We start from the raw sequence: 25,976 nt of genomic DNA on the forward strand, positions 1-25,976 counted from the left end.
AGGCAGGTGGCGGCAGTGCCCAGGACGACGGACTCGGACGGCACCCCCGTACCTCAGCGGCTCCTGGCCGCCGCCACCCGGCTCTTCGCCGAGCAGGGCTACGACCGCACCTCGGTGCAGGAGATCGTCGAGGCGGCCGGGGTCACCAAGGGGGCGCTCTACCACTACTTCGGCTCCAAGGACGACCTTCTGCACGAGGTGTACGCGCGCGTGCTGCGCATCCAGCAGGAGAGACTGGACGCCGTGGCGGACGCCGACGAGCCGGTGGAGAAGCGGCTGCGGGCCGCGGCCGCGGACGTCGTGGTGACGACCATCGACAACCTCGACGACGCGATGATCTTCTGGCGGTCCATGCACCATCTGAGCCCCGAGAAGAACAAGCAGGTCCGCGCCGAGCGCCGCCGCTACCACGAGCGCTTCCGCGCGCTGGTCGAGGAGGGCCAGGAGGCGGGCGTCTTCTCCAAGGCGACGCCGGCGGATCTGGTGGTCGACTACCACTTCGGGTCCGTCCACCACCTGTCGACGTGGTACCGCCCCGAGGGCCCGATGAGCCCCCAGCAGGTCGCCGACCACCTGGCGGACCTGCTGCTGCGAGCCCTGCGCCCGTAGCCGCAACCAGGGGGCTCCGTCCCCTGGCGGGGTCGAAGGGGCGGAGCCCCCTGGGGACGGGACGGGTAGGGGCGGCGGGGGCGAAAACCCTCCCGCCGCCCCGCCGCATCACACGTACCGCTTCAACTCCCGCCGCGCCAGCGACCGCTGATGCACCTCGTCCGGCCCGTCCGCGATCATCAGCGTCCGCGCCCCCGCGTACAGCTCCGCCAACGGGAAGTCCTGGCTCACACCCCCCGCACCGTGCAACTGGATCGCCCGGTCGAGAATGTCCACGACCGCCCGGGGCGTAGCGATCTTGATCGACTGGATCTCGGTGTGCGCCCCCTTGTTGCCCACCGTGTCCATCAGCCACGCGGTCTTCAGCACCAGCAGCCGCAACTGCTCCACGGTCACCCGCGCGTCCGCGATCCAGTTGTGCACCACACCCTGCTGGGCCAGCGTCTTCCCGAAGGCCGTACGGGACACCGCCCGCCGGCACATCAGCTCGATCGCCCGCTCCGCCATCCCGATCAGCCGCATGCAGTGGTGGATCCGCCCGGGACCCAGCCGGGCCTGCGCGATGGCGAAGCCGCCGCCCTCCTCGCCGATGAGGTTCGCCGCCGGCACGCGCGCGTGGTCGAAGATCACCTCGGCATGGCCGCCGTGGTAGTGGTCCTCGTAGCCGAAGACCTGCATCGCGCGCTCGATCGTCACACCCGGCGTGTCACGCGGGACCAGGACCATCGACTGCTGACGGCGGATGTCGGAACCCTCCGGGTCCGTCTTGCCCATCACGATGAAGATCTTGCAGTCCGGGTGCATCGCCCCGGAGATGTACCACTTGCGGCCGGTGATGACGTACTCGTCGCCGTCCCGCTCGATGTGCGTGGTGATGTTCGTGGCGTCCGAGGAGGCCACCTCCGGCTCGGTCATCGCGAACGCCGAGCGGATCTCGCCGGCCAGCAGCGGCTCCAGCCACTGCTTGCGCTGCTGCTCGTCGCCGAACTGGGTGAGCACCTCCATGTTCCCCGTGTCGGGTGCCGCGCAGTTCGTCACCGTCGGGGCCAGCTGCGGGGAGCGTCCCATGATCTCGGCGAGCGGCGCGTACTGGAGGTTGGTGAGCCCGGCGCCGTACTCGGAGTCCGGCAGGAAGAGGTTCCACAGGCCCTGCCTGCGCGCCTCGGCCTTCAGCTCCTCGACCACCGCCAGGGTCTCCCACGGCGAGGCGAGCTGTGCCCGCTGCTCGTGCGCGACGGCCTCGGCCGGATAGACGTACTCGTCCATGAACGCCAGCAGCTTGCCGCGCAGCTCCTCGGTGCGCGCGTCGAACGCGAAGTCCATGTCCGTCAGCCTTCCTGAAGGGTGGTGAGACCGTGCTCGATGAAGACGGGGACCAGGCCGCCGATGCGGTCGAAGCCGCGCCCGACCGTCTGGCCCAGGGTGTAGCGGTAGTGGATGCCCTCCAGGATCACGGCGAGCTTGAACCAGGCGAACGCCGTGTACCAGGAGACCGCGGAGACGTCGCGACCCGAGCGTGCGGCGTACCGCTCGATCAGTTCGGCCGGGTCCGGGTGCCCAGGTGCCTCGGCGGTCGTGGAGACGGGGGAGTCCGCCGCATCGAGCGGGATGCTGTACATCGCCAGCAGGCCCAGGTCGGTGAGCGGGTCGCCCAGAGTGGACATCTCCCAGTCGAGGATCGCCTTGATGCGGTCGTCCTCGCCGATCAGGACGTTGTCCAGCCGGTAGTCGCCATGCACCACCGCCGGGGCGGGGGAGGAGGGCAGCCGCCGGCCGAGCGTGGCGTGCAGCTCGTCGATCCCGGCCAGCTCGCGGTTGCGCGAGGCGTCCAGCTGCTTGCCCCAGCGACGCAGCTGCCGGTCCAGAAAGCCCTCGGGCCGGCCGAAGTCGGCGAGCCCCACCTCGCCAGGGTCCACCGCGTGCAGCTCCACCAGCGCGTCCACCAGGTTCAGCACCGCGCCCCGGGTCCGCTCCGGACCGAGCGGGGCGAGCTGGTCGGCCGTGCGGTACGGGGTGCCCTCGGCGAACTCCATGACGTAGAACGGCGCGCCGAGCACCTCCACGTCCTCGCACAGCAGCACCGGCCGCGGAACCGGCACGGCGGTCGGGTGCAGCGCGCTGATCACCCGGTGCTCGCGCTTCATGTCGTGCGCGGTGGCCAGCACATGGCCGAGCGGGGGCCGTCGTACGACCCACCGGGAGGTGCCGTCGGAGACGGCGTAGGTGAGGTTCGACCGTCCGCCCTCGATCAGCCGACCGGACAGTGCGCCGCTCACCAGGCCGGGCAGCTCACGGTCGAGCAGGCCGCGCAGCCGGTCGAGGTCGAGTCCGGGCGGGTGGTCGGGGCTCATGCGTCGCTCCTACGGGCAGGTGAACAGTTCCCGACTCATGATGCCGACCGGTCGGTATGTCGTCCAGAGTGGGGCCGAAACGTGATCGGAGCCACGATAGGCCGACGACTCCCGCCGTGGGGTGCCGGGGAGGTTTAGGCCGCTTCGTTCAGGCCATCCGGCTTGCGTGCCGCGCGGCGAGCTTGGAGGGTCGGATCCATGAAGGCGATCAGCTACTCACGGTACGGCGGCCCCGAGGTGCTGGCGTTCGGGGAGGTCCGCGATCCCAAGGTCGGCCCGGACTCGGTGCTGGTGAAGGTGCGGGCGGCGTCCGTGAACCCCGTCGACTGGAAGGCCCGCGAGGGCTACCTCGAGGGGCTCTTCGAAGCCGCGTTCCCGGTGGTGCCGGGCTGGGACGTCTCGGGCGTCGTCGTACGGCCCGGCGTGGCGGTCTCGGAGTTCGACGTCGGGGACGAGGTCATCGGGTACGTACGCGAGGACTTCCTCTCCCGAGGCACCTTCGCCGAATACGTGGCCGCGCCCCTGCGCACCCTCGCGCGCAAGCCGCGCAACCTCTCCTTCGAGGAGGCGGCCGGGCTGCCGCTGGTCGGGCTCACCGCCTACCAGGTGCTGCTCAAGGTGCTGCAGGTGAAGCGGGGCGAGACGGTGCTGGTGCACGCCGCGGCCGGCGGGGTCGGCTCGATCGCCGTGCAGCTCGCCGTCCATCTCGGTGCCCGGGTGATCGGCACGGCGAGCGAGCACAACCACGACTTCGTGCGTGGCCTCGGCGGGGAGCCGGTGACGTACGGCGAGGGCCTGGGCGAGCGCGTGCGCGGGCTGGCGCCCGAGGGTGTGGACGCGGTGTTCGACACGGTCGGCGGGGACGCGCTGAAGGTCTCGGCGAACCTGCTGGCCCCCGAGGGCCGCCTGGCGTCGATCGCCGACATCGACGTCGTGAATTACGGCGGCCGCTACTACTTCGTCCGCCCCGACGCGGAGGACCTCCGGCGGCTGTCCGAACTGGCGGAACAGGGCGTGGTGAGCGTGCACGTCTCGGAGACGTTCCCACTGGAACGAGCGGCCGACGCACACCGGCTGAACGAGCAGGGCCGCACACGCGGCAAGATCGTCGTGACGGTGGACTGGGAGCCGGAGGACACGTAGCCGCAGACCCGCGCCTTGGCACCCGACGCGCGGCGCCGGGGGCGATGGCGCCCGCAGCGTGCGGCGTGCGGGGGCGTCCTGAGAACACTGGCGTGCCGCCCGGCGAGCGACGCCCGGACGTGCAGCGCCCCTCGCGTGCGGTGTGTGGTCCCGACGCCGGCGGCTCGCGGCGTCCGACGCCCGGGCGGTCGGTGCTTCCAGTGCGGCCGCCTCGGCGTCCGCCCCCTTGGCGTGCGGGCGTCGTGCGTCCGGGTTCCCCGTTCGGCGCTCGCGGTGTGCGGTACCGGCGCCCGGGGGCGGTATCCGGCAGGCGCCGCTCGCGGCACGCGGTCCCGGCGGTCGGCCGCGGCCCTCGGCGGCAGCCGCCCGTGGTGGTCTGGCGGACGAGTGCCGCCCCGGCTGATCGGGCGCCCGCGGTGTGCGGTATCCGGCGCGCCCGGGTGCGGTCCCCGGCAGGCAGCCGCTCGCCGCCCTGGTGCCCGGCGTCCCGGCCCTCGGCGGTAGCCGCCCGCAGCGCGCCGAGGCCTAGAGGACGAGTGCCGCCCCGCACACCGCCATCGCCAGCGTGCACAGCACCGCGGCCGTGGCGTGTCGGGGGGCGAACGCCGCGGGGCTGGTGGTGGCCGCGAGCGTGCGGATGCGGCGGTGGGCGATGGTCAGGAAGGCCAGCCACAGGACGCCGCACAGCGCGCACGCGACGATCCCGGGCGTCGACGCCCCGCCGTGCAGCGCGGTCTTCACGGCGAGCACGGCGGAGACCGTGCCCGACAGCGTCGTACGCCGCCACGCGAGCCGGGTCCGCTCGGGTTGCAGCCCGGGATCGCGGTCGGGGTCCTCCCGCCGGGCCGCCGGCGCGTTCACCCCTCCCACCCCACGAGCACCACGACGACCATGACGAGGGCCACGATCGCGACGACGAGGCTCAGCACCGCCGGGAACCGGGACACCGGCAGGTCCTCGCCCCGGCGCATGGCCCGTTCGCAGCGCACCCAGTGGTTGACCGCCCGCAGCGCGCACAGCACACCCGCGGCCAGCAGCGCGAGCGCCAGCCCCACCCGCCAGCCCCAGCGCAGGTCCGGCAGGAACTGGTCCACGGCGAAGCCGCCGCCGATCAGCGCGAGGGCGGTGCGCAGCCAGGCCAGGAAGGTGCGTTCGTTCGCCAGCGAGAACCGGTAGTCCGGCGTCTCGCCGTCCCGCCGCACCTCCGCCGGCGCGAACCACAAACGGACGTTCCGTACGAACTCGATCACGTGCGCGACCCTACCGGGGACACCTTCACCGGGTACTGCCGGTGCGCCCCCGGCCTCGCGGCGGCCTCCTCGGCTTTCAGCCCGTCGACCGAAACGCCACGAGCCGCTCGTACGCCGCCAGCCCGTCCGGCACCCACTCCCAGTCGCTCAGCCGCCGCCGCACCTCGTCCTCGGGCAGGAAGTCGTGCCAGGCCACCTCCTCGGCCTGCGGCTGTACCGGAAGGTCGCACCGGACCTCGTACACCGCCGACCACCAGGTCTGTCCGGCGCCGTTGTCGTAGAGGAACTTGAAGAGGTACCGGGGGAGCGGCAGACCCGTCACGCCCAGTTCCTCCTCGGCCTCGCGCAGGGCCGCCGTGTCGTAGGACTCGCCCGCGCCGACCACTCCGCCGACGAACATGTCGTACAGGGAGGGAAAGACCAGCTTGATCGGGGTCCGCCGGTGCACGAAGATCCGGCCTTCGGCGTCCCGGGCCTGGATGAACACACAGCGGTGCCGCAGCCCCCTGGCGTAGGCCTCGCCCCGGGGTGACTGCCCGATGACCCGGTCGTCCTCGTCGACGATGTCGAGGATCTCGTCAGCAGGGCTCATGCCCTCGTCGGCAGCGCTCATGCCCTGGTCCACAGCACTCATGCCCTCATCCAAGCAGGGCGCGAGGCCTCACTGCGCCTGCGGCTGCGGCTGAAGCTGCCCCGCACGCACCCGCTCCGCCGCCCCCGTCGGCATGGCCGGATGCAGACCCAGCAGCACGATGCCGGCCACCACGGCCAGGAGGCCGCCCGCCTCCCAGCTCAGGGCCACCGCGTCGGTCCGCAGCCGGTCGCCCAGGAAGCCGACGCCGCAGATGATCCCCGCGATCGGCTGCGCCGCGGTCAGGGCGGGCAGCGACTTGCGCAGGGACGCCGTCTCGAAGGCGCTCTGCACGAGGACCAGCCCCGTGACGCCCAGCGCGAGGACGGCGTACGGCTGCCAGCCGGTCAGCAGCTCGGCGAAGCCACCCTCGGAGAACTTCTCCCCGCTCACCCGCGTGAGCGCGTCCTGCACGCCGTAGAGGAGCCCGGCGCCCAGGGCCAGCAGCACCGGCCCGGAACTCAGCCGGGAGCGCTTCGCGTGCGCGGTGAACAGCAGGGCGAGCCCGATCATGGCCCCGATGATCAGCCACTGCCGGGTGGGATCGGCCGTCGCGGCGCCGCCCTGTGGCTCGCCCGCCACGATGAACGCGCTCACACCGCCAGCCAGCAACAGCAAGCCCGCCCAGCCCTGGCGGCCGAGCGGCTGCCGGGTCTGCCGGCGGGACAGCGCGAGGGCGAACAGCAGGTTCGTCGCCAGCAGCGGCTCCACCAGCGACAGCTGGCCCTGCCCCAGCGCGGCCGCGCCCAGCGCCATGCCGACCACCATCAGCGCGATGCCGCCGAGCCAGCGCGGCACCTTCACCAGGTCGATCAGCAGCCGGAAGGACAGGAAGTCGTTGAGCGGGGCGCGCTGGGCCGCGTTCTGCTGCAGCACGAAACCGAAGCCAAGACAGCAAGCGGCGCTCACGGCGAGCACCAGTACCAGAACCGACACGCGGTGTACCTCGATCATCAGGTCGGGTCACGATGGCGTAGGGGCCGACTGTACCGGCCGGCTCCGCCCGGCGCGCCCGTACGTCATGCCATGGTGCGCGGTGGTGACCGCCCAGCACTATGACGCACGCCACAAAGGGCGAAACGGAAAAATCGGATGCCTGCCTCATCCGCCTCTGCGGCCTCACTGATCACAAAACCCTCACAAGTGGCAGTAGTTGACGCGTGTAACGCCCTTGCCGCCCTTGACGTCAAGCATTGGCTGGGGGTTGGCTGTGCGTGATCAGTTCATGGCGAAGCGCACACACGCGCTCCATCGACCGCCGTGAGCCGAAACACAAGAAGAGCGCGTGAGGAAGTTCCGCGGTGCCCCCACCCCCGCCTCCCCTCGGCCGTGGCCGCAGACGTGCGTCTCAGGCCTTCGACGAGGCCCTCGACGACGCCGACCTCGTGGCCGCGCGCGCCGCGCTGGCGCAGGGCCGCTGGCAGAACGCCCGCTCCCTGCTGGTGCACACCGGAGACGACTGGGACCGGCGCGGCCACCGCGTCACGGTCCTCGCCCGGGAGCCCTACTGCGCCGCATGGGCCCGTGAGTGGCTGCTCGCCGACCCCGAGTCCGCCGACGCCTCCGTCCTGCTCGCCCTCGCCCAGGTCCGGCGCGCCCTGCACGGCAAGGGCAAGCCGGCCGGGGCCCGCGAGGCCTGCGCGACCGCCGCCGCCCGCGCCCCCGCCGACCCCACCCCCTGGCTCGGCCTGCTCCTGCTGGAGTGCGCGGTCGGCACCGACCAGGACGTGGTCCGCACCTTCGAGCAGGTCCGCGCCCGGTACGCCGACCACCACCACGCCCACCACCTGATGGTCGCCCGGCTCGCCGGACGCCGCACAGAGGCAGGCCCGGACCCGCTGCACGAGGTCTACGACTTCGCCGGCTGGGCCGCCGAACAGGCACCCGCCGACTCCCCGCTCGCGATCCTGCCGGTCATCGCACACGCCGAGCGCTACCGCGCGCTCGCCGCCGCCGGGCACGAATCCGCCGACCCGGCCACCTCGGGCCACTGGACCGGCCGCCGCGCCCGGCAGGTCATGAAGGCCGCCTTCGACTGGTGGCTGGAGTGGGAACTGGAGGGGCACCCGCGCCGGCTGGTCGACCTGAACTTCCTCGCCCACGCCAAGTGCTGCGAGGGGCGGGGCGCCGAGGCCGCCGCCCTGTTCCACCGGATCGGCCGGTACGCCACCCCGGCGCCCTGGTCGTATCCGGACCGCGACCCGCACACCGCCTTCGCCGCCGCCCGCGCCGGCGCGCTCGGCACGGCCTGACACCCCCGGAAATCCAGAAGTGAGGATGCTCTCCCGATGACCACGGACAGTTCGAGCACGAGCACATCCGCCGCCGGCGGCATCAGTACGTTCAAGGGGCAGGAGCGCGCCCTGCGCGCCGACCGGCTCGGCACCGGGGGCCTGCTGCTCTCCGTCCTCGCCGCGACCGCCCCGCTCATGGTGGTCGCCGGTGTCATGCCCACTACATTCGCGGTGATGGGCATCGTCGGGCAGCCGCTGCTCTTCGTCGTCCTGGGCGTCGTCCTGATCCTCTTCAGCATCGGCTACGCCGAGATGAGCCGCCACGTCCACAACGCGGGCGCCTTCTACGCGTACATCTCCCGAGGCCTCGGCGGCACCGCCGGCGCGGGCGCCGCCCTGGTCGCCCTCGTCGCCTACAACGCGCTCCAGATCGGCATCTACGGCATCTTCGGCTTCGAGGTCTCCGGGCTCCTCGCCACCTACGCCGACGTGGAGATCGCCTGGTGGATACCGGCGCTCCTGGCCGCGCTCGCCGTCGGCCTGCTGGGCTGGCTGAAGATCGACGTCAACGCGCGCGTGCTCGGCGTGCTGCTCGTCATCGAGGTGCTGCTGGTCGTGATCTTCGACGTCGCGGCCCTCGCCGACCCCGGCAAGGAAGGCCTCTCGCTGCACGCCTTCAACCCGGACACCCTCACCGGCGCGGGCGTCGGCACCGCACTGTGCTTCTGCATCGCCGCGTTCCTCGGCTTCGAGCAGGCACCCGTGTACGCCGAGGAGACCAGCCGCCCGCACGTCCTGGTGCCGCGCGTGATGTTCCTCGCCGTCGGCGGGGTCGCCGTCTTCTTCGCACTGAGCAGCTGGGCCCTCACCGTCGCCACCGGCCCCGCCGCGATCGTCGGCACCGCCCAGAAGCAGAGCGCCGGACTGCTGTTCTTCCTCACCGAGTCCCGCCTCGGCGGCACCTTCACCGACGTCCTGCACGTCCTGTTCGTCACCGGCATGTTCGCCGCGCTGCTCAGCTTCCACAACGTCGTCGCCCGGTACGCCTTCGCCATGGGCCGCGAGGGCCTGCTGCCCGCCGCGTTCGGCCGCACCAGCGGCACCAGCGGCGCTCCCGGCACCGGGTCGCTGCTCCAGACCGTCGTGGCCGTCGTCGTCGTGGTCGCCTTCGCGATCGCCGACGACAAGCCGGTCGGCGACCCGACCGCACCGGTCCTGCACCTGTTCACCTGGCTCGGCAACATCGGCGCCCTCGGCGTGATCGTGCTGATGGCGGCGGCCTCGCTGTCGGTCGTCGTCTTCTTCGTCCGCCGGGGTGCCGCGGGCGCCCAGGCCTGGCGGCTGGGCACCTCCGCGCTGGCGGGCCTCTCCCTGCTCGTGATCGCCGGCTACACGGTGAAGGACTTCGAGGTCCTCGTCGGCGCCGGCCCGGACTCCTCGCTGAGCTGGATGCTGCCCGGCATCATCGGTCTCGCCCTGGTCGCCGGCCTGGTCCTGGGCCTGGTGCTGCGCGCCCGTGCCCCCGAGAAGCACGCCCGGATCGGCCTCGGCAACGAGGCGTTCCAGCTGGACAAGGCGGCGTCGTCCTGACCCCGGCCACGTAAGGAATGGTTACGGAACTCTGACGAGCACCCGCGATCCCTGTCCTGACGGGACCGCGGGTGTTCGAATGAGAACGTGAACGAGGACGTACATGAGGGCGTGAACGACGAACAACCCCCGCAGCGGGGCACCCCGGTCGGCCGCCGCGTCTTCCTCGGCACCCTCGGTCTGGGCGCCCTCGGCGTGGTCGCCGCACCCCGGCTGCAACGCGGCCTGGAGGACTTCCTCGGCGGCGCCGCCGACAAGGACCCCACCGGCCTGACCGGACTGCTGCCGAACGGCGGCGGCTTCCGCTACTACTCGGTCGCCTCGTCCGTTCCCCGCAAGAACGCCGACAGCTACCGCCTCACGATCGACGGCCTGGTCGACCACCCCACGACCTACACCCTGGCCGACCTCAAGGCCCTGCCGCAGACCCGCCTGGTCCGCGACGTCCAGTGCGTCACCGGCTGGCGCGTCCCCGACACCCCCTTCGAGGGCGTACGCCTCTCCCGCCTCCTCGACACCGCCAAGGTCCACCCCACGGCCAAGGCCATCCGCTTCACCTGCTTCGACGGCACCTACACCGAGAGCCTCACCCTCGACCAGGCCCGCCGCGCGGACGTCCTGGTCGCCCTGCGCATGCAGGACAAGGACCTCGGCCACTCCCACGGCGGCCCGGTCCGCCTCTACGTGGCGCCCATGTACTTCTACAAGTCCGCCAAGTGGCTCTCCGGCATCACCGTCACCGACGAGGTCCGGCCGGGTTACTGGGAGGAGCGCGGCTACGACGTCGACGCCTGGGTGGGCCGCTCGAACGGACGTGACGATGAGCCTACGAGCTGACGCCCCGGCCGGTGTCCGGCGCTTCAGCCCGACCGAGCGCTGGGTGCACCGCACGACGGCCGCGCTCATGGGCGTCTGCGTCCTGACGGCGGCCTGCCTCTACGTCCCCCAGCTCGCCGAACTCGTCGGCCGCCGCGAGTTGGTCGTCCGGATCCACGAGTGGGCCGGCCTCGCCCTGCCCGTCCCCGTCCTGGTCGGCCTCGCCTCCCGCGCTGTCCGCGCCGACCTGGGTCACCTCAACCGCTTCGGCCCGCACGACCGGACCTGGCTGCGCGCCGCCCTGCACCGCGACAAGCGCCCCGCGTCCCGCCCCGCCGGCAAGTTCAACGCCGGCCAGAAGCTCTACGCGTCCTGGATCGCCGGCGCCACCCTCGTCATGCTCGGCACCGGCCTGATGATGTGGTTCACCCACCTCACCCCCCTGATCTGGCGCACCAGCGCGACGTTCGTCCACGACTGGCTGGCCCTCACGATCGGCATAGTCCTGGCCGGCCACATCGGAATGGCCCTGGCCGACCCGGAATCCAGAAAAGGCATGCGCACGGGTTCGGTGAGCAGAGAGTGGGCGGACAGGGAGCATCCTCTATGGCGCCCGTAGCTCTCTGACCCCAGGGGCGCGGGGAACTGCGCGAACAACCGCGACGCACCCGCAGCCCCCCACAACACCAACCCCTACGGCGTCCCGGCGAATTCCAACAGCACCTTGCAAGACCGACTCCGATCAGCGGCCAGGGCGAAAGCCGACTCGGCCTCCCCCACGGGAACCACCGCACTGATCAGCCCGTCGAACGCCGCCTCCCCCGCCAACAACTCCAACGCCTGATCGAACTCCCCGTCGAACCGAAACGCCCCCCGCAACTCGATCTCCCGACTCACCACAAGGCTCCCCGCAAACGCACTGTGCCCCGCCGGCAACATCCCCAACTGCACGACGACCCCACCCCGCCGCACCCGCCGCAGACACGTGTCGAGCCCCGCAGCCACTCCGGACGCCTCGATCGCGACGTCCACGTCGGAAGGCCACCCCGGGTCGTCAGGATCATCGGCCCGTACGAGAGCCCCGGCACCGGCGACCCGCGCGTACTCCAGCGCCTCGGGCAGCAGATCCGTGACGGTCACCTCCGCCGCCCCGGCCGCCTTCGCCGCCGCGACCACCAGACAGCCGATGGGCCCCGCACCGGTCACCAGGACATGTCGCCCGGCCACCTCCCCGGCCCGCCGCACCGCGTGCAGCGCGACGGACAGCGGCTCGGCGAGCGCGGCCCGGCGCAGCTCCAGACCGTCCGGCAAGGCCCGCACCTGCTCACAGGGCACGACCACCCGCGCCGCGAATCCCCCCTGGACGTGCGGAAAGCGCGCCGCACTGCCCAGGTACCGCGTGTCCCGGCAGATGTTCCGCCGCCCCTCCGCGCACTCCGGACACACCCCGCACGGGGTCGCCGGATGCACGGCGACGGCGGTACCCGGTGCCGGCCCCGATGCGCCGGCACCGTACCCGACCACCGTCCCGACGACCTCGTGCCCGAGCACCATCGGCTCCCGGAGCCGGAAGTCACCGACCCCGCCGTGCCGCCAGTAGTGCAGATCGGACCCGCACACCCCGCCGTACCGCACGGCGACCAGCGCCTGCCCCGGCCCGGGCTCGGGAACCGGCAACTCCGCCACACGCAGGTCACCCTGACCGTGGATCACACAACCCAGCATCACAGCCTCCCGGCAGGTGGTCACAGCACGCTCGTCATACCGCCGTCGACATACAGCACCTGCCCGCTGACGAAGTCGGCCGCGGGGGAGGCGAGGAACAGCACCCCGCCCACCAGGTCCTGGGTGCGGCCCCACCGGCCGGCCGGGGTGCGCCGCCGCACCCAGGCACTGAACTCCTCGTCGTCGACCAGCGGCCGCGTCAGTTCGGTCTCGATGTAGCCCGGGCCGAGCCCGTTGACCTGCACACCGCTCGGACCCCAGTCCGCGCACATGCCCTTGGTGAGCATCTTCAGCGCGCCCTTGGTGGCGGCGTACGGCGCGATCCCGGGCCGTACCACCTCGCTCTGCAGGGAGCAGATGTTGATGATCTTGCCGTGGCCGCGTTCCGTCATCCGGCGCGCGGCTTCCCGGCCGACCAGGAAGGCACTGGTCAGGTTGGTGTCCAGGATCCGGTGCCAGTCGGAGTCGGTGAACTCCAGCAGCGGGGCGCGCAGTTGCATGCCCGCGTTGTTGACGAGGATGTCGAGCGGGCCCACCCGCTCCTCGACGTCTGCGATCCCGTCCGCCACGGACGACCCGTCGGTCACGTCGAACGCCGCCGTGTGCACCCGGTCGCCGGGCAGCCCGGCGACGGCCTCGGCGAGCCGGTCCTTGTCGCGTCCGTTCAGGACGACCGTGCAGCCGGCCTCCGCCAGACCACGGGCGAGCGCGAGTCCGATGCCCCGGCTGGAGCCGGTCACCAGCGCCGTACGGCCGCTGATGTCGAAGAGGGGGTGAGCCGTCATGGCCGTGGCACTCCTAGATCACGAGGGACAACAGCAGGACGATGCCGCCGGCGACCACCGAGATGATCGTCTCCATGACGGACCAGGTCTTGATGTTCTGGCCGACACTCAGCCCGAAGTACTCCTTCACCATCCAGAACCCGGCGTCGTTGACATGGCTGAAGAACAGCGAGCCGGCGCCGATGGCCAGGACCAGCAGGGCCGCGTGCGTGGTCGACATGTCGGCCGCGAGCGGGGCGACCAGACCGGCCGCCGAGACCGTCGCCACCGTCGCCGAACCGGTCGCCAGCCGGATCACCACCGCGATCAGCCAGGCCAGCAGCAGCGCGGGGATCGACCAGTCCTTGGAGATGTCCAGGACCATCTGGCCCACCCCGGTGTCGATCAGGGTCTGCTTGAAGCCGCCGCCCGCGCCGACGATCAGCAGGATGCCCGCGATCGGCGCGAGGCTCTTCTCGACGAGCGGCGAGATCCGCTCCTTGGAGAACCCGGCGGGCCGCAGCAGCGTGAAGATGCCGACCAGCACCGAGGCGAGCAGCGCGATCATCGGGGCGCCGATGACGTCGAAGACCCGCTGGACCAGGTTCTCCGGGTCGTCGATGACGATGTCGACGAGCGCCTTGGCCAGCATGAGGATCACCGGCAGCAGGATCGTGAACAGGGTGGCGCCGAAACTGGGACGCTTGTCCAGGTCCTCCGAAGCGCGCTGCGGGATCATCCGGTCGGGGGCGGGCACGTCCACCCAGCGGGCCGCGTACCGCGAGAACAGCGGGCCGGCGATGATCACCGTGGGTATGGCGACGAGGACACCCAGCGCCAGCGTCACGCCCAGGTCGGCCTTGACCGCCTCGATCGCGACGAGCGGGCCGGGGTGCGGCGGCACCAGGCCGTGCATCACGGACAGGCCCGCGAGCGCCGGGATGCCGATCCGCATCAGCGAGTAGTTGCCGCGCTTGGCGACCATCAGCACCACCGGGATCAGCAGCACGATGCCGACCTCGAAGAACAGCGGCAGTCCGATCACCGAGGCGATGAGCACCATCGCCCACGGCATCGACCGCCCGCCCGCCTTCGCGAGGATGGTGTCGACGATCTGGTCGGCGCCCCCGGAGTCGGCGAGCATCTTGCCGAGGATGGCACCGAGGGCGATCAGTACGCCGACACCGGCGACCGTGGTGCCGAGGCCGGTGCTGAAGCTGGTGAGGACCTTGTCCAGCGGTGCCCCGGCGATCGCGCCGAGCGCCAGTGACCCGATGGTCAGCGCCAGGAAGGCGTGCAGCTTGGACTTGGTGATGAGCAGGACGATGACGGCGATGCCCGCCAGGACGGCGATGCCCAGCTGAGCGTGGCCGGCCGAGGTGATCGGCTCGGGTGCGTCCGCTGCCAGCATCTCGACGCTGAGTCTGGTCACGGGGTGGGTTCCCTTGCGTTGGAGGGGAGTAGGAGACGGGACCGTCAGGGGCTACTGGACGGGCTCGGGGAGGTCCTCAAGGGCGAGCGCCGCCCGCTCGGTGATCTCCTCCGGGCTGCCCGAGACGTCCACGTCGACCCCCGCCTCGTCCGCCTCGAGGGGCTGGAGCGTGGCGAACTGGGAGTCGAGCAGCGCCGTGGGCATGAAGTGCCCCTGCCGGTGCGACATCCGGTCCTCGATGAGCGCGCGGTCACCCGTGAGGTGCACGAAGACCACGCCGGGCGCGGCGGCCCGCAGCCGGTCGCGGTACGACCGCTTCAGTGCCGAGCAGCTGACCACCCCGCCGAGCCCGGCCCGCCCGTGCGCCCACGTGCCGATGGCGTCCAGCCAGGGCAGGCGGTCCTCGTCGGTGAGCGGGGTACCGGCCGACATCTTGGCGATGTTGGCCTGCGGGTGGAAGTCGTCGCCCTCGGCGTACGGAACGCCGAGCCGGGCCGCGAGCAGGGGACCGATGGTGGTCTTGCCGGTGCCGGCGACGCCCATGACCACGACGACGTGGGGGGTGTTCATCGCTGCCTCACTGTCTGCTGTCTCCGTCGACACGTGATGTCGACGCAACTGAAACCCATTAGGTACGACGAATTCAAGAGGTCGTGATGAATAAGTCTGACTTTTTGTCTCCGTGATCTACCCCGTACGCTGAGTGCATGAGCACACCGGGCCGGGGGCTGCACGGCCATGTTCTGGACACCCTCGGCCCCGAGATCACGGCGGGCGAGTACCCGCCGGGGAGCGTGCTGCGCACCGACGAGCTCGCCCAACGTTTCGACGTGTCACGCTCGGTGATGCGCGAGGCGGTCCGCGTTCTGGAGTCCATGCACCTGGTCGAGTCCCGCCGCCGCGTGGGCGTGACCGTGCGCCCGAAGTCGGAGTGGAACGTCTACGATCCGCAGGTCATCCGCTGGCGCCTGGCCGGCAAGGACCGCGCTCCCCAGCTGCGCTCCCTCACGGTGCTGCGCTCGGCGATCGAACCGGTCGCCGCGGGCCTGGCCGCCCGGCACGCCACCGCCGAGCAGTGCGCCGAACTCACCCAGTGCGCCCTCGGCATGGTCGCCAACTCACGGGGTCACAAGCTGGAGGAGTACCTCGTCCACGACATGGCCTTCCACCGCGTCATCCTGGACGCCTCCGGCAACGAGATGTTCGCCCGCCTCGGCGATGTCGTCGCCGAGGTCCTGGCCGGCCGTACCCACCACGACGTGATGTTCGAGGACCCCGACCCGGCGGCCGTCACCCTGCACGTCCAGGTCGCCGAGGCGGTCCGCGCCGGCGACGCGGCCCGCGCGGAGGAACTGACCCGCGAGATCACGGTCGGCGCCCTCCAGGAACTGGACATCCTGGCGCCGTAGCACCCGCTACTGCACAAACTCCCCGTCGACGTACACCCAGGCCCCGTCGACCCTCTCGAACCGGCTCCGCTCGTGCAGCGAGCCGCCCCGGTACGACGCCCGGAATTCCACGGTCCCCACGGAGTGGAACGCCGACCCGTCACTCGCGTCCAGGATCTCCAGCCCGGTCCACCGCATCCGCGGATCCAGCTCCAGCGTCCCGGGCCGCGTCCGCGGATGCCAGGTCCGCAGCAGGTACCCGGCGTCCCCCTTCACGAAGGCGCTGTACCGCGACCGCATCAGCGCCTCGGCGGTCGGCGCGGCGGCGCCGGAGTGGTAGCGGCCACAGCAGTCGCCGTAGGCCACGAGGAGGCCACACGGGCAGGAACGCGTACTCATACCGGTCATTGTCCTAGTCAGCCGCACCCGTTCCGGACGAGGGCAGCGGCGGCAGCGCCGTCCCGTACACCCACGCGTCGAACAGCTCGTCCAGCGGCTCGTCCGCGAACCGCGCCACATGCGCGGTGAAGGCCGCCGTGGTCACCGCCCCGCCCCGGTGCAGGCCCGCCCACCCGCGCAACATGCGGAAGAACGCGTCGTCGCCCAGGGCACACCGCACCGCGTGCAGCGTGAGCCCGCCGCGCTGGTAGAGACGGTCGTCGAACATCGACTTCCGCCCTGGATCGGCGAGCCGGAGGTCCTCCGGCAGCGCGGACAGCGACCGGTGTGCCGCGGCGGCCAGTTGCTGGGCACCGCGGCCTCCCGAGCGCTCCGACCACAGCCACTCGGCGTACTTCGCGAACCCCTCGTTCAGCCAGATCTGCCGCCAGTCGGCGATGGACACGCTGTTGCCGAACCACTGGTGCGCCAGCTCGTGCGCGACCAGCCGCTCCGAACCCCGCGCCCCGTCCACATGGTTGGACCCGAACAGCGACAACCCCTGCGCCTCGACGGGGACGTCGAGCTCCTCCTCGGTCACGACGACCGCGTACTCGTCGAACGGGTACGGCCCGAACAACTCCTGGAACAGCTCCATCATCGCGGGCTGCCGAGCGAAGTCCCGGGAGAACCGGGGGAGCAGATGCGCCGGAATGTGCCCGTGCTGCGGCACCCCGCCCGGGCCCGGGTCGCCCAGCAGTACGGTCTGGTACTTCCCGATCGACAGCCCCACCAGGTAGCTGGAGGTCGGCGCCGCCTGCTCGTACACCCAGGTGGTCGTCGAGGCCTTCGTCGTGCGGGTGAGCAGGCGTCCACCGGCCACCACCGCGTAGGCCGACGGCGTCGTGACCGAGATCTGGTACGAGGCCTTGTCGGCGGGCCGGTCGTTGCATGGGTACCACGACGGCGCCCCGACCGGCTGGCTCGCCACCAGCGCCCCGTCCTCCAGCTCCTCCCAGCCGAGGCCGCCCCAGGGGCTGCTCACCGGCCGGGGGTTCCCCGACCACTGCACCTCGACGGTGAACGCGGCACCGGCGCGCAGCGGCTTCGCGGGACGGACGCGCAACTTGCCGCCCCGGTGTGTGTAGTGCGCCGTACGGCCGTCGACCCTCACCCGGCCGACCCGGAAATCCGCGAGGTTCAGCTGGAACTCGGTGAGCTGGCCACGGCCCGCGATGGCGTTGATCCGCGCCGTTCCCGACAGCCGGTTCGGCGCGGGGCGGTAGTCCAGCGTGAGCTCGTACCGATGCACCCGGTACCGGAGGTCACCGTTGCCCGGGAAATACGGGTCCTGACCCACTGACTGCTGAACCGCCACTGTTGCGTCCGCTCCCTGCACTGCGCTCGTACGACGTCCGTCGGCCCTCGGCCCCGCGGGGGTCCCGCCTAGCGACGCCATGCCTCGATCGGGTTGCCCAGCCAGCGCGTGTCGTCGGGCACGGACTCCGCGGCCATCACCAGGGACGCCGGACCCAGCGTGGTGCGGGCCCCGACGGCGCTGCCGGGCAGGACGATTCCGCCCGGGCCCAGAGTGGCGCCCTCACGGAGGACCACAGTATCCGTCCGCAAGATCCGGTCGTGGAAGAGGTGGGTCTGGAGCACACAGCCCCGGTTCACCGTCGCCGCCTCGCCGAGCGTCACCAGGTCGGTCTCCGGCAGCCAGTAGCTCTCCACCCACACGCCCCGGCCGATCCGGGCACCGAGCCCACGCAGCCACAGCGTCATCAGCGGCGTACCGGGCACCCGCCCGGCCAGCCACGGCACCGCCACCACCTCGACGAACGTGTCGGCCAGCTCGTTGCGCCACACGAAGGAGCTCCACAGCGGGTGCTCACCACTGCGGTGCCGCCCCACGAGCAGCCACTTGGCGACCACGGACAGAGCACACCCCGCGGCCCCCGCCGCCAGCAGCACGACCCCGGCCGACGGCCACGCCCAGCCACCCAGTGCACTCAGCGCCGCCACCGTCAGCACGGCCAGCGCGGCCGAGCACAGCACCGGAACGATCCGGCACAACTCCACCAGTCCCCGCGCCCACAGCAGCCGCGCGGGCGGCTCGTACGTCCGGCTCTGGTCGCCGCCGCCCGCGTTGCGCGGCAGCTTCACCGGCGGCAGCCCCAGATACGAGCTGCCCTTCTTCGCCTTCTTCGGCGTCGCCGACAGCACCCCGACCAGCCCGCCGTCCGGCACGCTGCGCCCCGGCGCGGTCATCCCCGAGTTCCCGAGGAACGCCCGGCGCCCGATCTGCGCGCGCCCGATCCGCATCCAGCCGCCGCCCAGCTCGTACGGAGCGGTCAGCGTGTCGTCCGCGAGGAACGCGCCGTCGCCCACCGTGGTCAGGCTGGGCAGCGCGAGCACCGTCGACACCTCGGCGCCCCGCCCGATCCGCATCCCGAGCAGCCGCAGCCACACCGGCGTGACCAGCCCGGCGTACAGCGGGAACAGCATCTCCCGGGACTGGTCCATCAGTTGCGTGATCGTCCAGGCCTGCCAGCCGACCCTGCTGTGCGTCGGGTGCGTGCCCTCGCGCAGCCGGAGGCTCAGCAGCCGTACGGCGACGAGCAGCAGCAGCGCGTACACCGCACCGAAGGCCACGGTCGCCGGAACCAGCGCGAGCGCCGCGCCCCGCAGCGCCTCACCGAGCCCGGCGCCGGGTGCCACGAACAGACTGACGGTGAGGAGCGCGGCGAGTCCGGCGAGAAGGGGCAGAGCACTCAGCCCGAACCCGGAGATGCCGTACATCGCCCGCCAGAACACGCCCTTCTCCGGCCGCTCCTTGGGCCAGTTCCGCTTGGCCTTGCCGAGCTTCACGGCGGGCGCCCCGGCCCAGCGCTGCCCGGTGGGCACCTGCCCGGCGACGGCGGAACCGGGCGCGACCTCGGCCCGCTTGCCCACGCGCGCACCCGGGAACAGCATGCTGCGCGTCCCGACCACCGCACCGGCACCCACCTTGACCGGCCCGATCTCCAGCCGGTCACCGTCCAGCCAGTAGCCCGACAGATCCACCTCGGACTCCACGGCCGCACCCCGCCCGAGCTTGAGCATCCCGGTCACCGGTGGCAGCGAGTGCAGGTCCACGTCGGACCCCACCCGGGCGCCGAGCGCCCGGGCATACCTCTCCAGCCAGGAACCGGTGAGCGAGGCCGCGCCACTGAACTCGGCCAGCCGCTCGGCCGTCCACAGCCGCAGATGCACACTCCCGCCGCGTGCGTAGCGACCCGGCGTCACCCCGCGCAGCAACAGCCGCGCCCCACCGGCGGCGATGGCCAGCCGTCCCGGCGGACTGAAGAACAGCAACGCCCCGGCACCCACGACCCACCAGGGAGCGGTCGGCAGCCAGGCGTACGCCTCCAGCACGTTCCCCAGGGCGGCCAGCGGCACCATCCAGCGCAGCCCGAGCAGCGTGAACAGCGGAAGCAGCAGCAGCAGTTGCAGCACCCCGGCTCGCGCCGGCACCGGCTCGACCACCCGCCGGGAGCCGTCGCCCTGCGCGGACTCCTCCAGGTGCCGGGCCAGCTTGCGCAGCGTCGGATGCTGGTAGAGGTCCAGCACCGCCGCGCTCGGGTAGCGGGTGCGCAGCTTCGTCGTCAGCTGGGCGGCGGCCAGACTGCTTCCGCCGATGGCGAAGAAGTCGTCGGAGGCGCTGCCCACCGGGATGCCGAGCACCTCGCCCCACTTCTCGGCGAGCCACGCCTCGGTCCCGTACAGCTCCTCGGCCGGACCGCCGCTGACCAGGCCCTCCAACGGCCACGGCAGCGCGTTCCGGTCGACCTTGCCGGACGTGCGGGTCGGCAGCTCGTCGACCGGCGCGAGCAGCGGCACGAGAGCGGCGGGCAGTTCGGCACGCAGCCTCTCTACGGCGGCGGGCTGATCCCACCCTTCCTGGATGACGACGTACCCGACGAGGAGCTGATTTCCGCTGCGAGCGGTACGCACGGCGGCGGCCGCACCGGCGACACCGGGAAGCGCCTGCAGGGCGGCGTCCACTTCACCGAGCTCGATCCGCCGCCCCCCGAGCTTGACCTGCTCGTCGGCCCGCCCGAGGAAGACCAGCCCCTCCGGCTCGGCCCGCACCAGGTCACCGCTGCGGTACGCCCGCTCCCAGCCCAGCGACTGAAGCGGCGCGTACTTCTCCGCGTCCCTCTCGGCGTCGAGATACCGGGCGAGTCCGACCCCACCGATCACCAGCTGGCCACTGCCGCCCATCGGCACGGGCTCCCCGGCCTCGTCCACGACTGCCAGCTCCCAGCCGTCCAGCGGCAGCCCGATCCGGATCGGCTCCTCGCCGCTCATCAGCGACGCGCACGCCACGACGGTGGCCTCGGTCGGCCCGTAGGTGTTCCACACCTCCCGCCCCTCGGTCACCAGACGCTGCGCCAGCTCGGGAGGGCACGCCTCCCCGCCGAAGATCAGCAGGCGTACGTCATTGAGCGTCTCCGGCTCCCACAGCGCCGCCAGCGTCGGCACGGTGGACACGACGGTGATCTCCTGCTCGACCAGCCAGGGCCCGAGATCGGCACCGCTCCTGACCTGCGAGCGCGGCACCGGCACCAGACAGGCGCCGTACCGCCATGCCAGCCACATCTCCTCACAGGACGCGTCGAACGCGACGGACAGCCCCGCCATGACGCGGTCACCGGGCCCGATCGGCTCGTCGGTCAGGAACAGGGCGGCCTCTGCGTCCACGAAGGCCGCGGCGCTGCGGTGGCTGACGGCCACGCCCTTGGGCTTCCCTGTGGAGCCGGAGGTGAAGATGATCCACGCGTCGTGCGCGGCCTCGGGACGGGCGGCGGCATGGCCGGCGGGCCCGCCGGCGGTCAGCTCGTGACCGGCCCCGATGACCATCCGCACCCCGGCCTCGCCGAAGACCAGATCGGCCCGCTCGTCGGGGTCCTCGGCGTCCACGGGCACGTACGCGGCACCGACGGCCAGCACCGCGAGGATCGCCACGTACAGGTCGTTGGTGCCCGACGGGACCCGGACACCGACGCGGTCCCCGAGCCCGACGTCCATGGCGGCCAGCCGCTGCCGCAGGTGCTCCACCTCGACCGCCAGCGCGCGGTAGGTGAGCAGCCGGTGGCCGTCGTCGAGCGCGGGCTCGTCGGGGTACGACCGTACGGACGCCTCGAAGATGTCGACCAGGGTGCGGGGGGAGGCCGCGGGACCGGCGGAGAAACGGGCCACGTCGCTCGGAGCTGTGCTGGGCTCCCGGTCCAGCACGGTGAGGTCAGGGCTGTCGTGCAGGGCGGCCATCGGATCCTCGCGTCTCGAACCCGGACCATCCGGGGCGCCGCTGGGCCCGCAGGTCTGCCTGGGGATGTTCCGTTACGGCGCGAACAAGCCCAATACTCTAGTGGTCGGGTGACTTCGCCCTGTCATGTCCGCTACTGGGAGGCGAACGCAAGACCACCCCGGAGGCCCGGCGCCCCGGCTCTCACCTGTGCTTCTGTCGGCCTGGCGAGATGTCGCCCACATTTCCCCCGGCGGGAGTCTTCCTCCCCGGAAACGACGAAAAGCCTCTCGACGAGAGAGGCTTTCCGATCTGTGTCCGAGGGGGGACTTGAACCCCCACGCCCGATAAAGGGCACTAGCACCTCAAGCTAGCGCGTCTGCCATTCCGCCACCCGGACAAGGTGTCTGTCGCGCGGGTTCTCCCCGCGGCGACGACGTAAACATTACCAGGCTCTCAGGGGTGGCCGATCACCCCCGCCCGCACCCTGCCGGGCGTGAACGGCGTGTGACGGGCCGGGAGCGGTCTTGGGGTGCGGGCCGTGGAGAGGGAGGATGAGGAGGACCCACCAGCAGTGACAGCGGGAGGAAGCACGTGAGCGAGACGGACACGGCCAGGAGCGTCACCGGCGAGGACGAGGTCGTGGACCTCTGCCGCGAGCTGATCCAGATCGACACCAGCAACTACGGCGACCACTCGGGTCCGGGCGAGCGCAAGGCGGCGGAGTACGTCGCCGAGAAGCTCGCCGAGGTGGGGCTCGAGCCGCAGATCTTCGAGTCGCACCCGGGCCGCGCCTCCACGGTGGCCCGGATCGAGGGCGAGGACCCGTCCCGGCCCGCGCTCCTCATCCACGGCCACACCGACGTCGTACCGGCCAACGCCGACGACTGGACCCACCACCCCTTCTCCGGCGAGATCGCCGACGGCTGTGTGTGGGGCCGCGGTGCCGTCGACATGAAGGACATGGACGCCATGACCCTCGCGGTCGTCCGGGACCGGATGCGCAGCGGGCGCAAGCCCCCGCGCGACATCGTCCTCGCCTTCCTCGCGGACGAGGAGGCTGGCGGCACGTACGGGGCCCGCCACCTCGTCGACAACCACCCGGACCTCTTCGAGGGCGTCACCGAGGCGATCAGCGAGGTGGGCGGATTCTCCTTCACGGTGAGCGAGGAGCGGCGGCTGTACCTGATCCAGACGGCCGAGAAGGGCATGCACTGGATGAAGCTCACCGTGGCCGGCACGGCAGGGCACGGGTCGATGATCCACCGGGACAACGCGATCACCGAGCTGTCGGAGGCCGTCGCGCGGCTGGGGCGGCACAAGTTCCCGGTGCGGGTCACCAAGACCACCCGCGCCTTCCTCGACGAGCTCGGTGACGCGCTCGGCACCGAGCTCGACCCGGAGGACATGGAGTCGACCCTCGTGAGGCTCGGCGGCATCGCCAAGTTCATCGGTGCGACGCTGAGCAACACGGCCAACCCCACGCAGCTGGGCGCCGGTTACAAGGTCAACGTCATCCCGGGCGAGGCGACCGCCCACGTCGACGGACGGTTCCTGCCCGGGCACGAGGACGAGTTCCTCGCGGACCTCGACCGCATCCTCGGCCCGAAGGTGCGGCGCGAGGACGTCCACGCCGACAAGGCCGTCGAGACCACGTTCGACGGGGCGCTCGTGGAGGCGATGCAGTCCTCGCTGCTGGCCGAGGACCCGACCGCCAAGGCGATCCCCTACATGCTCTCCGGCGGGACGGACGCGAAGTCCTTCGACGACCTGGGCATCCGGGGCTTCGGCTTCGCGCCGCTGAAGCTGCCGCCGGAGCTGGACTTCGCCGGCATGTTCCACGGCGTGGACGAGCGGGTGCCGGTGGAGGGCCTGAAGTTCGGCGCGCGGGTGCTCGACCGGTTCATCGACGCGTCCTGAAACCGGTCATACGAAACACCGTTATTCGGTCGGCTGTACGAGATCGACTGGGAAGGGTGAATGCGACCATAAGCTCGTAGCCTCATTACTCCCTCCTCGTTACAGGTAATGCGATCGCAAGATGGGTCGCTTTGCCAACTAGGAGGAATAATGATCAAGAAGGTCGTCGCTGCTGCGGCTGCCACCGGTGGGCTGGTTCTCGCGGGCGCGGGCCTGGCCGTCGCCGACTCGGGTGCCCAGGGTGCTGCCGTGCACTCCCCGGGCGTCGTGTCCGGCAACGTTGTTCAGGTGCCCGTTCACGTCCCGGTGAACGTCTGCGGCAACACGGTCTCCGTGATCGGGCTGCTGAACCCCGCCTTCGGCAACACCTGCGTCAACAAGTGACGCTCCCCCCTCTTCGAGGGGAGTTCTAAAGCCATCGGTCCCGGAGCGCATGCCATGCGCTCCGGGACCGAACGCTTCTTTCGAGGAATTCGAGAAGAATTCGAGACAGGTCGAAGGCAGGTATTCAGGAATGCGACAGGTCACCCGCAAGGGTCTGATGACCGTGGCGGCCGCGACCGGCGTGATCGCCGCCGCGGGCGGCTCCGCGCACGCCGACTCGGGCGCCCAGGGCGCCGGCTCGGGCTCGCCCGGCGTGCTGTCCGGGAACACGGTGCAGGCGCCGGTGCACGCGCCGGTCAACGTGTGCGGGAACACGGTCAACGTGATCGGCGTCCTCAACCCGTCGGTGGGCAACTCGTGCGCCAACCAGGGTGGTGGATCGTCGTCGGGGGGATACGGCGATTCGGGCGGTCACGGCGGCTCGCACGCCGGCGGCCATGCCAGTGACTCGCCCGGCGTCGGCTCGGGCAACCACGTGCAGGCGCCGATCCACGTGCCCGTGAACGTCTGCGGCAACAGCGTCGACGTCATCGGCGTCGGCAACTCCAGCACGGGCAACGACTGCGCGAACGGCGGCTCCGGCGGGCACCACACCGACCCGCCCGGCGGCGGCCACGAGAACCCGGGACAGCCGGGCGACCCGGGCAATCCCGGAGACCCGGGCGACCCCGGAAACCCGGGCAACCCCGGTGATCCTGGCAACCCCGGGAACCCGGGCGACCCCGGCGATCCGGGTGATCCTGGAAACCCGGGCAACCCCGGTGATCCTGGCAACCCCGGGAACCCGGGCGACCCCGGCACCCCGCCCGGAGCGGACGACGAGACGCCGGGCGGCTCCTCGCGCGGCAACGAACCGGACGGCCAGTTCGTCACCCAGCCCAAGGGCGACTCCCAGCTCGCCAGCACCGGCAGCGACCTGCCGCTCGGCCTCGCTCTGCCGGCCGGCGCGGGCGCGCTGCTCGCGGGCTCGATCCTCTACCGCAAGGCGCGCACCTCGGCCTGACAGCCCCGGGAGGCCTGACACCCGCGGAAACGGAGCGGGCCCCGCCGATGCGGGGCCCGCTCCCGTGTGTGCCTTCTCCCAGTGCCCCGTCTCAGCTCACCACGTGGCCCGCACCTGACGGATGATCCGCCGGCGCAACCGCACCTTGCGGCTGCCGTCGCGCAGCAGGCTCAGACGATCCAACTCCCAGTGTCCGTACTCGGCATGGTCCGTCAGCAGACGCGCCGCTTCCTTGCGGGAGACCCCGCGCGGAACGTACACGTCGACAAATTCGTATTCCGGCATCGCATCTATTGTGCGGGCTGGGGCCTGGTACGGATAGCGTCTGCACTATGTCTGATGCTGCGCAGCCCACCGCTGCCGAGGTACGCGCCGCCGCCGAGGCGGTCAAGACCGCGCTCGACCGCCACCTGGCCGCGGTCGAACGCAGGTCGGGGGAGGACGACCCGGCCGTCTACGAGGCGTTCAACCAGCTGGCCGCGGCCGCAGAGGTGTACGACGAACTGCTCTACGACCGTTACGACGAAGTCACACCCTTCGAGATCCCCGGTACGGAGGACGCGCTGCCCCCGTACACCGGGCCCGAGGAACCGAACGCGCTGAGCGTGCTGATCCGCCGCGACTACGCGGTGGCGGAGCCTCAGCGGCTGCTCGCGCACGCGCAGCGGATCGAGGCCGCGGAGGGCGAGGACGGCCCGGCCGCCTCCGGGACGATCCACGGAGCGCTCGGCCTCCTCTTCGGCGAGTTCGAACCCGACGAGATCGCCTCCCGGCACAAGGAGTTCGGGCTGGAGGAGGGCGACTCCACACTCTGGGTGACGGCGTCGGAGGAACCGGCGGACCCCGGCGAGTGGCTGGAGGCGCCGTTCGAGCAGGTCGATCCGCAGAGTGTCGTCTGCCGCTTCGACGTCAGCGCCGTGTTCGACGACGAGATCGACGACGTCGACGACGATGACGAGGTGGAGGAGCTGGAGGACGACCTCGACACCGATCTGGACGAGGACGAGGACCTGGAGCCGCTCGACGCGGACCGCCGCTGAGCGCACACGGCAGCCACCCGACGGCGGT

25 protein-coding genes and 1 tRNA gene are annotated in these 25,976 nt (G+C 71.6%); 11 read left to right on the forward strand and 15 right to left on the reverse strand.

Going from position 1 to position 25,976, the window contains the following annotated elements; translation table 11 throughout:
* Window positions 1-15: 15 nt before the first annotated feature.
* Entirely contained in the window at window positions 16-609 is a 594-nt protein-coding gene (locus tag MQE23_RS35065) for a TetR/AcrR family transcriptional regulator (protein WP_020274178.1), read from the forward strand.
* A 108-nt stretch (window positions 610-717) separates the two neighbouring features.
* Here MQE23_RS35065 and MQE23_RS35070 read toward each other — a convergent pair whose 3' ends face one another.
* A complete protein-coding gene (locus MQE23_RS35070; protein ID WP_243381233.1) occupies window positions 718-1,932 on the reverse strand; it encodes an acyl-CoA dehydrogenase family protein in 1,215 nt (404 codons plus the stop codon).
* A 5-nt stretch (window positions 1,933-1,937) separates the two neighbouring features.
* Entirely contained in the window at window positions 1,938-2,960 is a 1,023-nt protein-coding gene (locus MQE23_RS35075) for a phosphotransferase family protein (protein ID WP_020274180.1), read from the reverse strand.
* Between the two features lie 198 nt (window positions 2,961-3,158).
* Between MQE23_RS35075 and MQE23_RS35080 the strand changes: the two genes are divergently transcribed.
* On the forward strand, window positions 3,159-4,103 hold the full coding sequence (locus tag MQE23_RS35080) for an NADP-dependent oxidoreductase (RefSeq protein WP_020274181.1): 945 nt from the start codon (window positions 3,159-3,161) through the stop codon (window positions 4,101-4,103).
* Window positions 4,104-4,628: 525 nt separating this feature from the next.
* On the opposite strand, the gene MQE23_RS35085 is transcribed toward MQE23_RS35080, so the two are convergent.
* The 4 genes from MQE23_RS35085 to MQE23_RS35100 form a co-directional block, all read right to left on the reverse strand.
* A complete protein-coding gene (locus MQE23_RS35085) occupies window positions 4,629-4,964 on the reverse strand; it encodes a DUF202 domain-containing protein (protein ID WP_243381235.1) in 336 nt (111 codons plus the stop codon).
* Window positions 4,961-5,353 carry a DUF202 domain-containing protein gene (locus MQE23_RS35090; RefSeq protein WP_020276796.1) on the reverse strand — a complete coding sequence of 131 codons (393 nt, stop codon included), beginning with the start codon at window positions 5,351-5,353 and terminating at the stop codon, window positions 4,961-4,963. Before MQE23_RS35090 ends, MQE23_RS35085 begins: the two co-directional genes overlap by 4 nt.
* Before the next feature lie 76 nt (window positions 5,354-5,429).
* On the reverse strand, window positions 5,430-5,945 hold the full coding sequence (locus MQE23_RS35095) for an NUDIX domain-containing protein (RefSeq protein WP_243382868.1): 516 nt from the start codon (window positions 5,943-5,945) through the stop codon (window positions 5,430-5,432).
* Window positions 5,946-6,014: 69 nt separating this feature from the next.
* Window positions 6,015-6,920 (reverse strand): DMT family transporter, encoded by a 906-nt coding sequence (locus MQE23_RS35100; protein WP_037673382.1) that lies wholly within the window; start codon window positions 6,918-6,920, stop codon window positions 6,015-6,017.
* Window positions 6,921-7,285: 365 nt separating this feature from the next.
* Here MQE23_RS35100 and MQE23_RS35105 point away from each other — a divergent pair, with 365 nt between their 5' ends.
* The 4 genes from MQE23_RS35105 to MQE23_RS35120 all read left to right on the forward strand — a co-directional run bounded on the left by MQE23_RS35105 (window position 7,286) and on the right by MQE23_RS35120 (window position 11,243).
* Window positions 7,286-8,236 (forward strand): hypothetical protein, encoded by a 951-nt coding sequence (locus tag MQE23_RS35105; protein ID WP_243381236.1) that lies wholly within the window; start codon window positions 7,286-7,288, stop codon window positions 8,234-8,236.
* 36 nt (window positions 8,237-8,272) lie between these two features.
* A complete protein-coding gene (locus MQE23_RS35110; RefSeq protein ID WP_020276800.1) occupies window positions 8,273-9,808 on the forward strand; it encodes an APC family permease in 1,536 nt (511 codons plus the stop codon).
* Window positions 9,809-9,919: 111 nt separating this feature from the next.
* On the forward strand, window positions 9,920-10,645 hold the full coding sequence (locus tag MQE23_RS35115; RefSeq protein ID WP_037673385.1) for a molybdopterin-dependent oxidoreductase: 726 nt from the start codon (window positions 9,920-9,922) through the stop codon (window positions 10,643-10,645).
* A complete protein-coding gene (locus MQE23_RS35120) occupies window positions 10,629-11,243 on the forward strand; it encodes a cytochrome b/b6 domain-containing protein (protein WP_243381237.1) in 615 nt (204 codons plus the stop codon). Before MQE23_RS35115 ends, MQE23_RS35120 begins: the two co-directional genes overlap by 17 nt.
* Window positions 11,244-11,317: 74 nt before the next feature.
* Here the strand turns inward: MQE23_RS35120 and MQE23_RS35125 are convergent, their stop codons facing one another.
* Genes MQE23_RS35125 through MQE23_RS35140 form a run of 4 tightly spaced genes read right to left on the reverse strand, consistent with a single transcriptional unit; the run spans window position 11,318 to window position 15,115 of the window.
* Window positions 11,318-12,349, reverse strand: coding sequence for an L-idonate 5-dehydrogenase (locus tag MQE23_RS35125; protein ID WP_243381238.1), 1,032 nt, complete (start codon window positions 12,347-12,349; stop codon window positions 11,318-11,320).
* A 20-nt stretch (window positions 12,350-12,369) separates the two neighbouring features.
* Entirely contained in the window at window positions 12,370-13,134 is a 765-nt protein-coding gene (locus tag MQE23_RS35130) for an SDR family oxidoreductase (protein ID WP_243381239.1), read from the reverse strand.
* A gap of 13 nt (window positions 13,135-13,147) precedes the next feature.
* Window positions 13,148-14,545: a gluconate:H+ symporter gene (locus MQE23_RS35135; protein WP_243381241.1), complete on the reverse strand. Its 1,398-nt coding sequence runs from the start codon at window positions 14,543-14,545 to the stop codon at window positions 13,148-13,150.
* 51 nt (window positions 14,546-14,596) lie between these two features.
* Window positions 14,597-15,115 carry a gluconokinase gene (locus MQE23_RS35140; RefSeq protein WP_243381242.1) on the reverse strand — a complete coding sequence of 173 codons (519 nt, stop codon included), beginning with the start codon at window positions 15,113-15,115 and terminating at the stop codon, window positions 14,597-14,599.
* Window positions 15,116-15,252: 137 nt separating this feature from the next.
* On the opposite strand from MQE23_RS35140, the gene MQE23_RS35145 reads away from it, so the two are divergent.
* Complete coding sequence (locus MQE23_RS35145; RefSeq protein WP_020276807.1) at window positions 15,253-15,954, forward strand: FadR/GntR family transcriptional regulator; 702 nt, start codon at window positions 15,253-15,255, stop codon at window positions 15,952-15,954.
* Between the two features lie 6 nt (window positions 15,955-15,960).
* On the opposite strand, the gene MQE23_RS35150 is transcribed toward MQE23_RS35145, so the two are convergent.
* From MQE23_RS35150 to MQE23_RS35165, 4 genes are all read right to left on the reverse strand, one after another.
* Window positions 15,961-16,332: a YchJ family metal-binding protein gene (locus tag MQE23_RS35150; RefSeq protein WP_128092695.1), complete on the reverse strand. Its 372-nt coding sequence runs from the start codon at window positions 16,330-16,332 to the stop codon at window positions 15,961-15,963.
* 13 nt (window positions 16,333-16,345) lie between these two features.
* Entirely contained in the window at window positions 16,346-17,689 is a 1,344-nt protein-coding gene (locus MQE23_RS35155) for a M1 family metallopeptidase (protein WP_037673376.1), read from the reverse strand.
* Between the two features lie 68 nt (window positions 17,690-17,757).
* On the reverse strand, window positions 17,758-21,624 hold the full coding sequence (locus MQE23_RS35160; protein ID WP_243381244.1) for a Pls/PosA family non-ribosomal peptide synthetase: 3,867 nt from the start codon (window positions 21,622-21,624) through the stop codon (window positions 17,758-17,760).
* 292 nt (window positions 21,625-21,916) lie between these two features.
* Window positions 21,917-22,001 (reverse strand) — tRNA-Leu (locus MQE23_RS35165).
* Window positions 22,002-22,195: 194 nt separating this feature from the next.
* On the opposite strand from MQE23_RS35165, the gene MQE23_RS35170 reads away from it, so the two are divergent.
* From MQE23_RS35170 to MQE23_RS35180, 3 genes are all read left to right on the forward strand, one after another.
* Window positions 22,196-23,521, forward strand: coding sequence for a M20/M25/M40 family metallo-hydrolase (locus MQE23_RS35170; protein ID WP_020276812.1), 1,326 nt, complete (start codon window positions 22,196-22,198; stop codon window positions 23,519-23,521).
* Between the two features lie 150 nt (window positions 23,522-23,671).
* Entirely contained in the window at window positions 23,672-23,905 is a 234-nt protein-coding gene (gene chpH, locus MQE23_RS35175) for a chaplin ChpH (protein WP_010045414.1), read from the forward strand.
* Window positions 23,906-24,035: 130 nt separating this feature from the next.
* Window positions 24,036-24,908, forward strand: a complete 873-nt coding sequence (locus MQE23_RS35180; protein ID WP_020276813.1) for a chaplin — start codon at window positions 24,036-24,038, stop codon at window positions 24,906-24,908.
* Between the two features lie 96 nt (window positions 24,909-25,004).
* On the opposite strand, the gene MQE23_RS35185 is transcribed toward MQE23_RS35180, so the two are convergent.
* On the reverse strand, window positions 25,005-25,193 hold the full coding sequence (locus MQE23_RS35185; RefSeq protein ID WP_020276814.1) for a DUF5703 family protein: 189 nt from the start codon (window positions 25,191-25,193) through the stop codon (window positions 25,005-25,007).
* A gap of 47 nt (window positions 25,194-25,240) precedes the next feature.
* Between MQE23_RS35185 and MQE23_RS35190 the strand changes: the two genes are divergently transcribed.
* Window positions 25,241-25,948 (forward strand): hypothetical protein, encoded by a 708-nt coding sequence (locus MQE23_RS35190; protein ID WP_020276815.1) that lies wholly within the window; start codon window positions 25,241-25,243, stop codon window positions 25,946-25,948.
* Window positions 25,949-25,976: the final 28 nt, after the last annotated feature.

The sequence above is a fragment of the Streptomyces sp. HP-A2021 genome (assembly GCF_022807935.1).
Taxonomy (GTDB): Bacteria; Actinomycetota; Actinomycetes; order Streptomycetales; family Streptomycetaceae; genus Streptomyces; species Streptomyces afghaniensis.

Excerpts from the sequence above, each read along its gene's own strand:
- MQE23_RS35070 (WP_243381233.1), bottom strand. The coding sequence starts at position 1,932 with ATGGACTTCGCGTTCGACGCGCGCACCGAGGAGCTGCGCGGCAAGCTG.
- MQE23_RS35075 (WP_020274180.1), bottom strand. The coding sequence starts at position 2,960 with ATGAGCCCCGACCACCCGCCCGGACTCGACCTCGACCGGCTGCGCGGC.
- MQE23_RS35080 (WP_020274181.1), top strand. The coding sequence starts at position 3,159 with ATGAAGGCGATCAGCTACTCACGGTACGGCGGCCCCGAGGTGCTGGCG.
- MQE23_RS35095 (WP_243382868.1), bottom strand. The coding sequence starts at position 5,945 with ATGAGCCCTGCTGACGAGATCCTCGACATCGTCGACGAGGACGACCGG.
- MQE23_RS35110 (WP_020276800.1), top strand. The coding sequence starts at position 8,273 with ATGACCACGGACAGTTCGAGCACGAGCACATCCGCCGCCGGCGGCATC.
- MQE23_RS35120 (WP_243381237.1), top strand. The coding sequence starts at position 10,629 with ATGAGCCTACGAGCTGACGCCCCGGCCGGTGTCCGGCGCTTCAGCCCG.
- MQE23_RS35125 (WP_243381238.1), bottom strand. The coding sequence starts at position 12,349 with ATGCTGGGTTGTGTGATCCACGGTCAGGGTGACCTGCGTGTGGCGGAG.
- MQE23_RS35130 (WP_243381239.1), bottom strand. The coding sequence starts at position 13,134 with ATGACGGCTCACCCCCTCTTCGACATCAGCGGCCGTACGGCGCTGGTG.
- MQE23_RS35140 (WP_243381242.1), bottom strand. The coding sequence starts at position 15,115 with ATGAACACCCCCCACGTCGTCGTGGTCATGGGCGTCGCCGGCACCGGC.
- MQE23_RS35145 (WP_020276807.1), top strand. The coding sequence starts at position 15,253 with ATGAGCACACCGGGCCGGGGGCTGCACGGCCATGTTCTGGACACCCTC.
- MQE23_RS35150 (WP_128092695.1), bottom strand. The coding sequence starts at position 16,332 with ATGAGTACGCGTTCCTGCCCGTGTGGCCTCCTCGTGGCCTACGGCGAC.
- MQE23_RS35160 (WP_243381244.1), bottom strand. The coding sequence starts at position 21,624 with ATGGCCGCCCTGCACGACAGCCCTGACCTCACCGTGCTGGACCGGGAG.
- chpH (WP_010045414.1), top strand. The coding sequence starts at position 23,672 with ATGATCAAGAAGGTCGTCGCTGCTGCGGCTGCCACCGGTGGGCTGGTT.
- MQE23_RS35180 (WP_020276813.1), top strand. The coding sequence starts at position 24,036 with ATGCGACAGGTCACCCGCAAGGGTCTGATGACCGTGGCGGCCGCGACC.
- MQE23_RS35185 (WP_020276814.1), bottom strand. The coding sequence starts at position 25,193 with ATGCCGGAATACGAATTTGTCGACGTGTACGTTCCGCGCGGGGTCTCC.
- MQE23_RS35190 (WP_020276815.1), top strand. The coding sequence starts at position 25,241 with ATGTCTGATGCTGCGCAGCCCACCGCTGCCGAGGTACGCGCCGCCGCC.